Genomic DNA, 14,703 nt, shown 5'->3' on the forward strand with positions numbered 1-14,703 from the left:
AAAATATGGTACAATTAAAGATAGTATAATTAAGATTAATATAATATCTGTTGGGGATATTCCTTAGCAGTGTGATATATGGAAAACTAGGAGGCCCTAATGGCAAAGGAAATCAAAGTGCAAGAGACAATACAATCTGATTTTAGTGTTGTGGTTAACGACATTGCTGAAGAGTTATTGACGCGCCTCAATATGGATGAGGATGGTTCTGTTATCGATATGTTCCAAACAGGCTCTTTTGATCCTTGGCAGTTATTCGTATTTTTTGGCGCTTTAGAAAAAGCTCTTATTGAGTTCAGAACGGATAAACGCAAGAAAACGGTTATCGTTCATGCACAACCTGAGGCTCTTATCGGCATAGGCCGCGTAGTGACACCTGTATCTACTATGCTTGAGCATGTATTGATGTCTCGTTTGAACGACATGAGCGAAGGCCGCTTGGAAACAGGCATGCTTACAGTATCTGCTGAAAGTATCGATTATGAAGGTGTAAACCTTAAAGGGCGTCACGTGGTTATCGTATGCGACCTTGTAGATGAAGATTCTAATTATCTCAAAGAATGCATTAAATTATGTAAAGAATTGAAAGCAAGCCACGTAGTGGCGGTGCCTCTCATGTTGTGGAACCCAGAATTGATCGATAATTTGACAGAGGAATCTATTAAGGCGGAATTATCTCATGAAAATCGTCCTCTCTCCTAGTAAGACAAAAACGATTGCCGATGTTGCTAGAAATGATGAGGCAGTACATCATGCAGTCCGAGACAGCCAATTTCAGCCGAACATCACGAAAAAGATTATAACTCATGTACAATCTCTTGATGTAGCAGCTCTTGGAAAGGCGCTAAAGCTAAAGTCTGATAAGGCACAGGCTGTCTTTGATTTTTACCAGGACTTTGAGGCTCATCCCGTAGGTCGCGCCTGTGAAAGCTACGATGGCATTGCTTTCAAATATTTAGACTGGCAAAACTTGTCTGATGAGGCCAAGTTCTTTGGTGAAAGCCATCTTGTTGTGATGTCCGCGTTGTACGGTGTCGTTGAACCTAATATGGGTGTGCGCGACTATCGACTCGATATGGTTGATAAGGTAGGCGTTAATTTATACGATATATGGCGTGAAGCAGTGGATGCATACTTTCACAAGGAAGATTGGATCCTAAACCTAGCATCTAAAGAATATGCAAAAATGGTGAACCATCCAAAGGTGGTAACCATTGAATTTTGGGAATTACAGGGCGACACGTTTAAGCAGATGAGTACGTCCTCCAAAATGAGTCGAGGTGTGATGGCTCACGAATGTTTAACACGACAAGTGAAACATGTGCGGGACTTGCCGCGCGAAATCAATGGATTTACCTGTGTTACTGACATTGAATCCGTTACCATACCAAGCGAATCGATGACGATTCGTTATGAAAGGAAGTGATTGTTTGCAAGTGCAAGACATTCTTGCAAAAGACCTTGTCGGCGATGAATGGCTGACCGAGGAGGAACTAAGATTTCTCATGTCTGTAACTGATGAAGAACAGTTGCAGTTAATATATAAAAAGGCCTACGAAGTAAAGGCAAAATACGTAAAGCCTGTAGCGTATTATCGTGGCCTCATCGAGTTCTCGAACCGATGCATTAAGAATTGTAATTACTGCGGTATCCGTCGTGAAAATGACAAGGCGGAACGCTTTGATATGAATCGTGAAGACATCATCAAGATGGCACAATGGGCGTACGATCATGAATATGGCTCCATTACGCTCCAATCTGGTGAACGCTGTGATGATGCCTTTGTAGACTATGTTGTGGATTTAATTCGCGACATTAAAGCCATTGGTGATGGTTCTCTTGGCATAACGATGTGTGTAGGAGAACAAAGCGAAGAGGCGTACCGCCGCATGCGTGAAGCCGGTGCGAGTCGTTATTTACTGCGAATTGAAACAACTAATACAGATTTATACCATAAAATTCATCCTCGTGATGAACTCCATTCCTTTGAAACGCGCGTAGAATGCTTACGCCGCTTGCGCCGCGTAGGCTTTCAAGTTGGCACAGGCGTTATGATTGGCCTACCTGGTCAAACTGAGGAAGATCTTGTGAACGATATCTTGTTCTATCGCGACATGGATATCGACATGATCGGCATGGGGCCTTATGTGGTGCATCACGATACGCCTCTAGGTCAAGAAGCATTGGCGATGGGTATCGATGACGAAGCAGGTAAATTACGCCGTGTTCAACTGGGGCTCAAGATGATTGCGTTGACTCGTTTATTCTTGAAAGACGTAAATATCGCAGCTACTACTGCATTACAAGCGCTCGATAAGCTAGGCCGTGAAAAAGGTTTAGCCGCAGGGGCGAATATCCTTATGCCTATCATCACCATTCCTGAACACCGTGCAAAATATTTGCTATATGATAACAAGCCATGCGTAGACGACAATGCAGAACAATGTAAAGACTGCTTGACACGCCGCGTAATGTCCATCGGTGATACCGTGGGTTGGAAACAAAATGGGGACTCTAAACACTACGGCAAACGGACGGGAGAATTTTAGTATTATTATATAATCCTCTTTTTGGAGAAATTTTTCTCAGAAAAAGAGGATTTTTCTATTGTAGTGTCGAAGTGTATTAGCAAAAGCCGTAATTTGCCAGTAAGGAGGCGATTCCAATGAAAGAGTACAGTAGTGATAAAATTAGAAACGTTGCTGTTGTTTCCCACGATGGTGCGGGTAAAACAGCTCTTGTTGAATCCTTGTTGTTAACTTCTGGTGCGGTTGATTTCGTAGGTAAAGGTCAAGATAATAAACATATTATGGACTTTGAACCGGAAGAAATTAAACGTAATGTAACTATTCAATTGGGCATGGCGCCATGTGAGTGGCATGACCATAAGGTTAACTTCATAGACACTCCAGGCTATAATGAATTCCATGGCGAAGTTCGTGCCGCTTTGCGTGCCTGTGATGGCATGTTGATGGTGCTATCCTCCACATCTGGTGTAGAAACTGACACAGTTCGCGCATGGGATTATGCAGTTGAATTACAAATGCCTCGCATGGCATTTATCAATAAAATGGATGTCGATGGTGCTGATTTCTTCGGTACTATTGAAAGAATGCGGGAATTATTTGGCAAAGGTATCATGCCGTTGCAGATTCCTATCGGTGAAGGCGCCGATTTTGAAGGCGTTGTAGACGTAGCAAAAATGACTGCGTTTACTTATAAGGACGGCCAACCAACAGAGGTCGCTGTACCAGCTCACCTTATCGAAAAGGCTCAAGAAATTCGGGAAATGACCGTAGAAGCCGCGGCTGAAGGTAGCGATGAGTTGTTGGAAAAATATTTAGAAGGCGAAGAATTATCCTTAGAGGAAATCCGCCAAGGCTTGCGTGAAGGGATGATTAGTGGCCGTGTGTGCCCAATCATGTGTGGCAGTGCCACATCTCGTATTGGCTTAGATCAAGTATTGGATCGTATGATCCGTTACATGCCGGATGCAACTAAAAAAGTGATGACCGCAACTGATGCGGAAACCGGCGAACAATGTGTTGTACATGTAGATAAACCATTAACTGCATTCGTATTTAAAACATTGTTAGACCCATTCGCAGGCAAACAAAGCTTTGTACGTATCTTCTCTGGTGAACTGAAAGAAGGGGATCGTCTCTTTGATGTGAACCAAGGTGTAGAAGAAAAATGGGGCAAGATGGTTACCCTTATTGGGAAGCAACAAATCCCTGTATCTGCTGCAAAAGCTGGCGATATCGTAGTGATACCGAAATTGGCTAATGCTAAGACCGGCGATACATTAACGGCTCCTGACTTTAAAGTGACATACGATGCTATCCGTTTCCCTCAACCTCTATACACTGTGGCTATGGAGCCAGTGAAAAAAGGTGAGGAGGAAAAATTAGCGAGTGCTGTTCTTAAAGTGGCAGAAGAAGATCCTACTTGCGTAGTAGTGAAAAATGCTGAAGCTCGCCAATTACAAATTGATTGTATGGGCGAGGTACATCTTGAGCATATCCTCAACAAAATGGACCGTAAATACGGCGTACAAGCTAAACTTGTGACTCCATATATTCCATACCGCGAAACTATCAAAGGCTCTGCTGAAACCGAGTCTAAATATAAGAAACAAAGTGGCGGTCATGGTCAATATGGTCACGTTAAGATTCAAGTGGATCCATTATATGATGGTAGCGAATTTGCATTCGTAGACAAAATTTTTGGTGGTGCTGTACCTAAACAATACATACCAGCAGTGGAAAAGGGTGCCAAAGAAACCCTAGATAAAGGCCTAATTGCAGGATATCCTATGATTGGCGTGCAAGTGACACTCTTGGATGGATCTTACCACAGCGTAGACTCCTCAGAGTTAGCATTTAAAGTAGCTACGTCACAGGCTATCAAGGATGTGATTCCTAAGGCGAAACCAGTCCTATTAGAACCAATCTATGAAGTTAACGTGTTTGCACCAGATGCTTTCATGGGCGACATCATGGGTGATTTGAATAGTCGTCGAGGTCGTGTATTGGGCATGGAACAAAGTGAAAGAACAGGTATTTCTGTTGTTAAAGCACAAGTACCATTGGCTGAAATGGCCGATTATGTGACTGCATTGCGCTCTATCACACAAGGACAAGGCGTATTTAACCGTCAGTTCTATACCTATGAAGAGGTTCCACATAAGCAAGCGGAAGAAATTATCGCTGCTCATAAAACTCAAGAATAAAGTAATGGCCACATGCTGTATTTAATACAGTTTGAATCTTCACAACTGAATAGACAATTGCATAATGTAACAATTTCATAGTGTAATGATTGACGAAAGTCATAAATTTGAATAGTATTTTACTGAAGCCCTCCATATATGTAGCGTATGGAGGGCTTTTACATAAGAGAATAGCTAGTTCTTTATGTATATATGTGCTAACATAAAAGGTAATATAACTGGTTTATTGTGGTGCCATATCCATAGATATTGTGAAAGGATTGCATATGTTTTTCTCAAGTATTACCGCAGATTATACAAAAATGGGCTATCCTAAAGCCATCGTGCGCGCTTTAGATTTCTTGAAACATACAGATTTGAAAGCTTTGCCTGGGGGGCGTCATGCCATTGAGGGCGACATGATGTACGCCAACGTAGACGATGTAGAAACAAAACTATTTGAAGCTACAAAACCGGAATCGCATCGTAATTATGTAGATATTCAATTTATGGTGAGCGGCGAGGAAAACATGGGCTTTTTCGTAGATAAAGGCATGGTAAAACCTGTGGAGTCCTATCCGGATCGAGATTGCTATTTCTATCCTAATGAAGCTGTTGATGAAGGGCAAATCCATTGCCCAGAAGGGTACTACACTGTATTCTTCCCGTCTGATGTTCATCGGCCCTTGCTTGCTGTAAACGATAAACCTATCAAAATCCGTAAGGTGGTTGTGAAAGTACACGTGTCCTTGCTCGGTGAGTAGTATGAAACAATATGAAGTTATTGGTGTTATTATAACCCTATTGGGGGCTGTTTTATGGGGTGTATCAGGTGCATCCGTACAGTTCTTAAGCAATTTCAGAAATATGAATTTGGAATGGCTAGTAACTATGCGATTGATTACAGCAGGTTTACTAACTGTTATTTATGCATGGTTTAGATTTGGAAATTCTATCTTTAATGTATTTCATAGTGTAAAGGATACGCTAGGACTCATTGCTTTTGGCGTATTTGGCATGGCCTTATGTCAATATACATACTTCAGATCCATTGCTTTAGCGGGAGCTGGCATTGCAACGGTATTACAATATCTGGCGCCATCTATGATTATTATTTACCTGCTAGCTCGCTATGGTAAACGACCGTCTAAGGGCGAGATTGTTTCTGTTATACTTGCTTTAGTGGGGACCATTTGTTTAATGGGCAATGATGATGGCCTTTCTATTGAAAGCTTCCCTCTAATGGTTCTCGTATGGGGTCTTTTATCTGCTGTCGGTGTAGCCATATATAGCATTTCTCCTGTTGATTTACTCTACAAATATGGTACCTTACCTATTGTAGGCTTCGGGATGCTCATTAGCGGTATTGTAGCCGCTATATTATTTCATCAACCGAACTCATATGCAGTGTGGGACGTATGGACTGTTATTGGTTGTTTTAATGTCATATTTCTCGGGACGATAGTATCTTTCAATGCCTATTTAGAAGGGGTTAAACGAATTGGGGCCGTACCAGGATCTATTTTGTCATCTATTGAACCTATTTCGGCGGCTTTCTTTGGATGGGCTTTTTTAGGAAATGAATTTAGTCTATTAGGACTAATTGGTATGGCTATGATTATTGCTACCGTTGTTATCATCGCTTGGGATAGACAACGAACTATTAAACGAGAAGTACTGGCAAAACTGAATAAAACAATATTAGAATAAATCGATAAGAACACATATATCACAGAAATCATTTCGTGGTATATGTGTTTTTTGTTATAACATACAGTATATTTTAGATACTGTATACATGTGCTATTTAGTTGACTATTTACATATCAATTCATATAGTAAATGTATACGTGATTATTAGTTTGTTAAGGAGGTATTTATGTCTGTAAAAGATTTTGTGCAACAACGACGTGATGCGTTAATCGCTATGCGTCGCGACTTTCATATGTACCCTGAGCCTGCTTGGCTTGAGTATCGATCTGCTGCGAAAGTGGCGGATACGCTTATTTCTTTGGGCTATGATGTGGCGTTAGGCGCAGATGTACTCGATTTAGATTCTCGCATGGGCTTGCCTAGCGATGAGGTTATGAAAGCCGCTATGGATCGCGCCATCGAAGAAGGTGCTAATCCTGAACTTGTAGAAAAGATGGGCTATGGTAAAACGGCTATCGTTGCAACTATGAAATTTGGTGGCGAAGGTCCCGTAGTAGCATTTCGTGTAGACATGGACTCCAACGATGTCATTGAAGCTAAAGAGGATAACCATGTACCCACAAAGGAAGGCTTCCGTTCTTGTCATGATAAGGCGATGCACGCTTGCGGTCATGATGCACATATGACGATGGGGCTAGGCCTAGCTGAATATTTGGCTGCGCACAAGGATGAATTCAAAGGAACTATTAAACTCATTTTCCAACCTGCAGAGGAAGGCGTGCGCGGTGCTAAAGCGATGGCGGAAGCGGGCGTTGTGGATGATGTAGATTTGATGTTCGGCATGCATATTGGGTTTAATGAAAATCTATCCAATTGTTTTGCGTGTAGCGATCATGGCTTCTTAGCCACTACAAAACTTGATGCGGTATTCCACGGTTATTCTGCTCATGCTGGTGGCTCCCCTGAAAAGGCACAAAATGCAATGCTCGCCGGCTGTACAGCGGTTCTCAACTTACAAGCTATCGCTCGTCATAGTCAAGGGGCTTCTCGCATGAATGTAGGTGTTTTTGAAAGCGGTACAGGCCGCAATGTAACGCCTGATGTGGCGGTGCTTAAACTAGAAACTCGTGGTGCTACGACAGAAATCAATGATTACATGATTGAACGGTCGAAGACTATTATTAAAGGTGCTGCAGAAATGCATGATTGTACCTTTGAAATCACAAAACAAGGTGAAACTCCTGCAGGTCGCATCAGCGATGATTTAGCTCATGAAGTACAAGCTATCGTGGAGCCACTTGGTATTTTTAAAGAGGTTCCATTTGATTACAGCGGTGGCGGTAGTGAAGATTGTGCGTACTTCTTGAACCGTGTCATTGATCGCGGCGGTAGAGCGACCTACATGGTAGTAGGTTCTGCTATTAAAGCGCCACATCACAATCCGCTCTTTGATATCGATGAAGAAGATATGCTAAATGGTATCGTCGCACTAGGTACTATTGCGGCTCACTATTTAAAATAAGATTTACTGACTAGCCACCATATGGTTTGTCGGTAATTGACGTATTCGATTGTGAGGTGTTATATGATTCAACGAGAGCGATTAGTTAAAGATTTTGATGCTATGGCCCAATTGACAGTACCTGGTGAGGGCATTAATCGTCTTGCTTTCACCGATGCAGACTGGAAGGGGCGTCAATATATTATAGATCGCATGATTGATGCGGGTTTATCCGTTGAAATAGACGATTTTGGTAATGTCATTGGCTATAAGATTGGTAAAAAACCAGATTTACCAGTTGTCATGGTAGGGTCTCATACAGATAGCGTACCCAATGGAGGCAATTACGATGGTGTGGTGGGCGTGTTATCTGCCCTTGAAGTAATTCGTAGCATGACTGACGATGGTTATGAACATGACCATACTATCGCTGTGGTATCCTTCATGTGCGAAGAGTCCAGTCGCTTTGGGGATGCTACACTAGGTAGTAAGGCCATGCGTGGTGAATTAAGATTACAAGACTTACACCGATTGGTAGATAAACAAGGAATTTCCTTATACGAAGCATTGAAAGGTTGCAACTTAAATCCCGATGGGATTGAAGCAATGGAATATAAACGACCTGTAAAGTCTTTCACAGAAATTCATATAGAACAAGGAAAGGTACTGGAGCACGAACAGAAAACGATTGGCATTGTGACTGGTATTGCAGCGCCAGAGCGATTCTATGTGACCATTCGGGGCAATGCCGATCATAGTGGTGCTACGCCGATGAACTTGCGTCATGATGCCCTATGTGGAGCCTCAAAAATCATCCTCGGCATCGAGGAGATTGCATCCATGCAAGAGGAACCACCCGTGGTGGGAACTGTCGGTGTTGTGGAGGTTACGCCAGGGGCGATGAATGTCATTCCTGGAGCTGTGAAACTAGGCGTAGATATTCGCAGCATATCTAAGGTAGCTCGCAATTCTGTAGTCACTCTTGTTAAGGAATTTATCGATATTACTGCAGACAAACGGGGATTATCTTATACGATTGAGCCTATTGCACAAGACCATCCAGTAGCTATGCACCCTGCGATGATTCGAGAAATCGAAGAGGCTGTTAAGTCTGTAGGTGTAGAATATATGACTATGCCGAGCGGTGCCGGTCATGACGCGATGCATTGGGCGGAGGCAGTTCCTACGGGAATGATTTTTATTCCATGTCGTGATGGCATCAGTCATAATCCTGCAGAATTTGCTGAAATGGATGATATCGTAACGGGTGCAGCGGTGCTTGACAAGGTGCTCAGGAAACTTAGCTTGGAAGAAACGAAGCTTGTTTAATATACTTCTTTATGTAGTTATGTAGTTATGTAGTTATGTAGATAAGTAGTTATATAGTTATATGATTATACTGAATATAATTAAGTGATTACTTTTACTATAGTTAGGCCTATTAGGTGTAAGATATAGATAGGACTATTGTATTTTGTATTTAGTGTTGTTAGTTGTGTATTGGATGTAAAGTGTTTATAGAGGGGATATAGCTATCTTGCATCATATGTACACGGATAGGAGAGTTATGGTTATTACAGGTATTGTTATCGTAGTAGCAACGTTTATCGCTATTATTAAACAGTTTGAAACGCGGCTCGTTTTATTATTATCGGGCTTATTGATGTGCTTTATTGGGGGCAACCTTGGAGCTGGTACGACAGCCTTTGTAAAAGAACTTACAAATCCAGGTCTTGTACCGACTATCTGTACGGTACTTGGCTTTAGCTACGTTATGGAATATACAAAATGTACGGAGCATATGGTGTATTTCATTTCCGCAGGGCTTAAAAAGATGACTAAAATTATCATCCCAGGTGCTGTTATTATTACATTCTTAATTAATATTGCATTGCCAACAGCGGCAGGTTGTGCCGCTGCCGTAGGTGCGCTATTGATTCCGGCTCTAATTCGTTCTGGTGTGCACCCAGCGATGGCCGGTTCTGCTATCTTCTTAGGCACATGGGGGAGCTCCTTGAGCCCAGGCCTTATGTTTAACCCTCAAGTGGCACAACTGGCGGGCGTAGACGTAATGACAGTTATTGCGAGCTTCTCCATGCAAGCCATTATTGGTATCGTAGTGGCTGCTATTTTGCTCAATATTGTGGCCATTGTTAAGAAGGAACATACAGGATATGTAATGAAAAACAACACTGTAAAGGAAGGCAAAGAGTTCAAAGTAAATTATTTCTATGCAATCATTCCAATTATTCCTCTTGTATTACTTGTATTAGGTAGTAAACAAGTAGCGGTGATTCCAGAAATCTCCGTTCCTGTATCTATGCTCATCGGTACTGCCATTGGTATCGTTGCAGTTCGTCCTAATGTGACAGACGCTGTTAAGAAGTTCTTCCGCGGTACTGGTGACGGTATGTGTGATGTAGTGGGCCTTATGGCTGCAGCAGCATGCTTTACAGCAGGGATGCAACTCATTGGACTTACAAGTGCCCTTATTGATGGAATGAAGAACTCTCAACAAATCGCCCAAATCGGGGCAGCCTTTGGTCCGTTCTTATTGGCGGTTATTTCTGGTTCTGGTAATGCGGCAGCTCTTGCCTTTAATGGTGCTGTCACACCTCATGCAGCAGACTTTGGTTATGGTATTATGCAACTTGGATCCATGGCTCAAATCGGTGCTGGTATCGGCCGTAGTATGAGCCCAGTAGCAGGAGCAGGTATCATCATTGCAGGACTTGCAGGTATCAACCCTATGGAAATGGCGAAACGCAATGCCGTGCCTTGTATTATTGCGACTGTAGTCATTATGCTATTGTTATTATAGTCTTAAACCGGTTATATATTTGAAAGTATAGTTATTATAGTGAGTTCAATATGATCGTTATATTGAAATTATAATTATATCAACATTACAATTATATTAATATCATAATTACACAGAATAAAAACCCTTCTGTATACTGATTAGATATGTCATATTCGTGAGAATATAATCTTAATAATCAGCTATAGAAGGGTTTTCTTTTATGTATCGTTATTATTTGAGTTTTAAGCCAATCCAAAGAGCAGAAATTATAAATAAGCAGCCACTTGCCCAGAATAAGGTAGTAAAACCTAGCCAAGCCATTAAGCTTGCACCACCAACAGCGCCTAAGAAATAACCAAGAAATAAACATGATTGGTTGTAGGAGAATACTTGTCCCGTAAATTCTCGAGGTGTTTTTGAAGAAAGGTAGGTATTTAATGCCGGTAACATACCACCTAGGCCGAAGCCTTGTAAAAATCGAATGAGTGCTAATTGGTAAACATCAGTAACATAAGCTTGAGGAATATTGAATAAGCCTACATAGATAAGAGATACGACTAATACCTTGCGAGGACCAATTTTATCAACTAATTTACCGAGAGGTGAACTACTTATCAATTGAGCAATGCCCATCGCTGAGAACACAGCGCCGGAAATGAATGCTAGATTTTCTGTGTTGCTCGGAACAATACCTTTAATATATACGGAGATAACAGGTTGTAAGGACATGATGCATATAGCATAGATAAAGGATGCAATACATAATGCTACAATGCTGTTGAATTCTGGTATTTTTTCTTTTAACTTTGAAAGCGTTAATTTTTCTACAGTTGCTTTAGGTTTGTAATTTTCGTGAATAAATACGGTAGCTAGTACACCTGATATACCCATTAGAATGCCTACAAGGATAAAGTCGTTTCGTATGCCAATACTATCTGCTAAATAGCCACCAATCAGAGGTCCAATTAGTGAGCCTGCTAGATTCGCAGATGCTAATAAACCTAAAGCCCATCCAGTGCGATCAATAGGCGTTTCAGAGGCTATAAGTGTAATAGTTGCACTATAAAAGCCACTAACAAGGCCTTGAATGAGACGTATGAGAACAACTCCTTCTGGTATTGTCTGAAAGGCGATTAATAGATTACATAAGGCCATACCAAAACTTGAACGGATTAATGTAATTTTCCGACCTTTTTTGTCTGCTATTCGACCCCAAAATGGTGCGACTAAGCAAACAATCAAATACGTTGCACCTGTAGCTAAACCTGACCAGAGAGACATAGCCGATGGCGTTTGAACTCCTAAATCATGAAAATATAGAGGGAGAATAGGTGCTAATTGGCTCACCCCAAAGGATGTACAGAATACACATATTAAACTGATATATACCGTACGTTTCCACGTTTCCAAAGTATCTCTCCTTCACTAGTCTTAGTACAATTTATAGTACCAGAAAAATAGTAATTCTATATCTTTTTGACTTCATCCCCAATATTAAGTCAGGAAGTTTGTCGTTTGCACTGGTATCTTGAATCCAGTAGTTGATGGATAAAATAAAACTTAGGCTCTCTTTTCCACAAAATAATCAGTGGGAACTGATAACATATGTAATTTCAGTATACTATTAGTGTTTAAAGGAAAACAATATAAATATTCTGGACTCATAGTGTTGATATTTTAATATACATATATTTATATTAGAATAAAGTAGATTAAAAATTATTTTGAGCGTATAGAGAGAATTATTTTAATGTGGTTAGATAATGAACTTTCACTATTTAAACAAAATATAGAAATGCTACGAGTGAATCAACGTATAGGCCGATTAGCATATTTGTGGGCTGTGCTTGGTGTAATGGTTAGCAAATTTTTAGCCTATCTTATGTTTGGTTTATTGGTAGTGCTTATCCAAGGTAGTTCACTTCAAGATAGTCAGTATTTGTCTTATATTTATTTTGGATGCCTACAGATTATACATGTAATTGCAACTATTTTTTTGCTTAAACGTAGACTAAATGATTGTGGGGCATCCTTATGGTATATGATTTTGGTTCCTATAGCATACCTAAGTTTATGGATGTATTGGGGGATGAATTTTAGTTGGGAAGCTATATTCGAAACTATTGTAAATGAAAGTTTTTATTGGGATGGTTTCTTTTGGCAGTATTTCGTCTTAGCTTGTTTTGCCCTGCCTCTTAGTGTGCTAGATTCTAATGAGTATGGCTTAGATGAAGGACGGGATAAATATAATAACTATATTATTGCCTACGATAGAAGCTCCACCGTTAGTGAAGAAAAAGATGTTGGTACATTCGACTATGTGTGTGGTTGTATATGGGATGTTTTATTTGCTAAGCTCTTTGATATTAAAGGAAGATCTTCCGTATCAGCCTTTTGGGTTGGTCTTGTAGGAACTCGCATTTTCATGGATGTCATTATGTATATGGCTATTGCCGTAGTTTCATTAATTGCTCAGCTGGGTATACCTCTTTATATACCACATTGGGGTTTTATGGTTATCCAAATATGGCCAACCATTGCAATGATTACATTAGGTATACGTAGACTTCACGATTCTCTATTAAGCGGGTTATGGATTATTGGCCTTTTTATTCCGTATATTAATATCTTTGTCAGCTATCATCTTTTGTTTAAAAAATCTTGGCATATGGATGACTAAATGAAATGTCTTGGGTTTAAAATACCATTTGATATATATAAATAAGAGATAAAAAAACAACTTATTTTGTCGCATTACTTATTGTAATTTAAGAGATAAATGATGTTGATGGGAGAGGTGTTATGGAGATTAATTTAGTAAATGAAATAAAATTTGCACTTAAACAAAATGATTTATATTTTATTAATAGGACACAAGACTATGTTATCGTTAATGATGATTATAGAGGAGTAATAATTTATACTCCTCTATTAGAGTATGCTGACTCTTATACACTAGATAATACAAAGGTTATAATTGTAAATAGTTTTGTAGATTCTGAAAATAATAGAATTGTACTCCATTTAGAAGCAGGATTATGGTACATTGATTTAAATAGACATTATTCACAGTTCATAAAGTATAATTTTGAGAGTGAATGCATTTATATTTTGTATTTTTCTGTATTTAAATCAGAGTCTATTAGCCTATTTGCCAATTCTCTTATGATACACTGGGACTTTGTCGATAATAATTTAAGTTTTACAGCTATTGATAGACTATCTTCTTCTGATGAACTCACTTTATATAAGAATTGGGAAAGTGAAATTAAAGGTGTAAATAGTATTGGCTTTATAGATAATAAATGGATAGTATATGAGGAGGATATTGAGATATATCAGCATAATAGTCTTATTCGTAAATTTCCTATGGAATATAGGAAATGGTATCGATTTGATATGGATGGTGATTATTTTATTGCCATAGATGAATCTATTTTAATTCTAACTAGTTTAAGTAATACCCGAAATAAGCTGAAAAAAGTTTATGTTGATAATGAATCTTGTTTTGGCGCTGTGTTAATACATGATAAGCACTTTTCTTATTTAGTTGTATTGATTATCAATGAAAGAACAAGAGTATCATGTTTGCGAAGTTATAATATTTCCAATTAGTGCATATATTACAATACTTACCATAAGATGAAGAATGATGAGACAATTATTATATTCTGAATTAATAAAATTTAAGCTTGAATTATTAATATTAGTTCAACGTTTAAAAACAATTAGATCATTTACAGTCAATATACAGACATACCTTTCTATAAACTTATTGGTGTTTATTGGTATAGGAATAAATATCTTTATTTTATCCACTCTTCCGGAGATAGTATATACTCAAGAAATTTATAACATTATATATTATGTAGGCACAACCATTTATGTTCTTTTTGTAGCTTTTACAAATTATGCTAGTTTGAATTATTATAAAAAAGTGCAATTTAATTGGGTGAATATCATAATTACTGTGCTTTTATTATTGATATTATTGGGTGGAAAGCATTTTGACCTTTCTTACGGAAAAGCTATTTT

At 39.4% G+C, this 14,703-nt stretch carries 12 protein-coding genes and 1 pseudogene; 12 read left to right on the forward strand and 1 reads right to left on the reverse strand.

Annotation, left to right across the window (positions count from 1 at the left end):
• Positions 1 to 99: 99 nt before the first annotated feature.
• The 9 genes from RYO55_RS05170 to dcuC all read left to right on the forward strand — a co-directional run bounded on the left by RYO55_RS05170 (position 100) and on the right by dcuC (position 10,686).
• The gene (locus RYO55_RS05170; RefSeq protein ID WP_008603200.1) at positions 100 to 702 is read left to right on the forward strand and encodes a hypothetical protein; all 603 of its coding nucleotides are present in this window, start codon (positions 100 to 102) and stop codon (positions 700 to 702) included.
• Positions 680 to 1,426, forward strand: a complete 747-nt coding sequence (locus RYO55_RS05175; RefSeq protein ID WP_314984466.1) for a YaaA family protein — start codon at positions 680 to 682, stop codon at positions 1,424 to 1,426. The genes RYO55_RS05170 and RYO55_RS05175 overlap by 23 nt, the downstream gene beginning before the upstream one ends.
• A complete protein-coding gene (hydE, locus tag RYO55_RS05180) occupies positions 1,413 to 2,549 on the forward strand; it encodes a [FeFe] hydrogenase H-cluster radical SAM maturase HydE (protein WP_302498215.1) in 1,137 nt (378 codons plus the stop codon). The genes RYO55_RS05175 and hydE overlap by 14 nt, the downstream gene beginning before the upstream one ends.
• 116 nt (positions 2,550 to 2,665) lie before the next feature.
• Positions 2,666 to 4,732 carry an elongation factor G gene (gene fusA / locus RYO55_RS05185; protein ID WP_295816819.1) on the forward strand — a complete coding sequence of 689 codons (2,067 nt, stop codon included), beginning with the start codon at positions 2,666 to 2,668 and terminating at the stop codon, positions 4,730 to 4,732.
• Between the two features lie 266 nt (positions 4,733 to 4,998).
• Positions 4,999 to 5,475 (forward strand): YhcH/YjgK/YiaL family protein, encoded by a 477-nt coding sequence (locus RYO55_RS05190; protein WP_314984470.1) that lies wholly within the window; start codon positions 4,999 to 5,001, stop codon positions 5,473 to 5,475.
• Between the two features lies 1 nt (position 5,476).
• Positions 5,477 to 6,421, forward strand: a complete 945-nt coding sequence (locus RYO55_RS05195) for an EamA family transporter (protein ID WP_314984472.1) — start codon at positions 5,477 to 5,479, stop codon at positions 6,419 to 6,421.
• A 169-nt stretch (positions 6,422 to 6,590) separates the two neighbouring features.
• On the forward strand, positions 6,591 to 7,886 hold the full coding sequence (locus RYO55_RS05200) for an amidohydrolase (RefSeq protein WP_314984473.1): 1,296 nt from the start codon (positions 6,591 to 6,593) through the stop codon (positions 7,884 to 7,886).
• A gap of 63 nt (positions 7,887 to 7,949) precedes the next feature.
• Positions 7,950 to 9,194 carry a M20 family metallo-hydrolase gene (locus RYO55_RS05205; RefSeq protein ID WP_314984474.1) on the forward strand — a complete coding sequence of 415 codons (1,245 nt, stop codon included), beginning with the start codon at positions 7,950 to 7,952 and terminating at the stop codon, positions 9,192 to 9,194.
• Between the two features lie 238 nt (positions 9,195 to 9,432).
• Entirely contained in the window at positions 9,433 to 10,686 is a 1,254-nt protein-coding gene (gene dcuC, locus RYO55_RS05210) for a C4-dicarboxylate transporter DcuC (protein ID WP_308521808.1), read from the forward strand.
• Between the two features lie 213 nt (positions 10,687 to 10,899).
• Here the strand turns inward: dcuC and RYO55_RS05215 are convergent, their stop codons facing one another.
• On the reverse strand, positions 10,900 to 12,078 hold the full coding sequence (locus tag RYO55_RS05215; RefSeq protein ID WP_314984475.1) for an MFS transporter: 1,179 nt from the start codon (positions 12,076 to 12,078) through the stop codon (positions 10,900 to 10,902).
• Positions 12,079 to 12,418: 340 nt separating this feature from the next.
• Between RYO55_RS05215 and RYO55_RS05220 the strand changes: the two genes are divergently transcribed.
• From RYO55_RS05220 to RYO55_RS05230, 3 genes and pseudogenes are all read left to right on the forward strand, one after another.
• A complete protein-coding gene (locus RYO55_RS05220) occupies positions 12,419 to 13,348 on the forward strand; it encodes a DUF805 domain-containing protein (RefSeq protein WP_314984476.1) in 930 nt (309 codons plus the stop codon).
• Positions 13,349 to 13,470: 122 nt separating this feature from the next.
• Positions 13,471 to 14,283, forward strand: coding sequence for a hypothetical protein (locus tag RYO55_RS05225; protein ID WP_314984477.1), 813 nt, complete (start codon positions 13,471 to 13,473; stop codon positions 14,281 to 14,283).
• 37 nt (positions 14,284 to 14,320) lie between these two features.
• Positions 14,321 to 14,703, forward strand: a pseudogene (locus RYO55_RS05230) (DUF805 domain-containing protein); the annotation flags it as partial.

It is taken from the genome of uncultured Veillonella sp. (assembly GCF_963551295.1).
In the GTDB taxonomy this organism is placed as follows: domain Bacteria; phylum Bacillota; class Negativicutes; order Veillonellales; family Veillonellaceae; genus Veillonella.